The organism is Klebsiella sp. HN106, from assembly GCF_051209435.1.
Lineage (GTDB): Bacteria > Pseudomonadota > Gammaproteobacteria > Enterobacterales > Enterobacteriaceae > Klebsiella > Klebsiella oxytoca.
On sequence record NZ_JBLURD010000233.1, the window covers coordinates 1 to 296 of the forward strand.

Below are 296 nucleotides of genomic sequence, written 5' to 3' on the forward strand. Positions count from 1 at the left end.
CTCCTGCACAAGCTGGGATTTCCGGTGGTGGTTCACGGCGTCAGTCACGATCCCACCCGGGTGCTGACCGAAACCATTTTTACCCTGCTGGACATTCCGGCCACCCTGCACGCCGGACAGGCTCAGGCGCAGCTGGAGGGCCATGAACCGGTGTATATCCCGGTGGGGGCCTTCTGTCCGCCGCTGGAGAAACAGCTGGCGATGCGCTGGCGGATGGGCGTACGCAACAGCGCCCATACCCTGGCCAAGCTGGCCACGCCGTTTGGCGAAGGGGAGGCATTGCGTCTCTCCAGCGT

General features: G+C 64.5%; 1 pseudogene. It reads left to right on the forward strand.

The features are described from left to right. Nucleotides 1-296 (forward strand): annotated as a pseudogene (locus tag ACSIPU_RS31055) (DNA-binding protein YbiB); the annotation flags it as partial.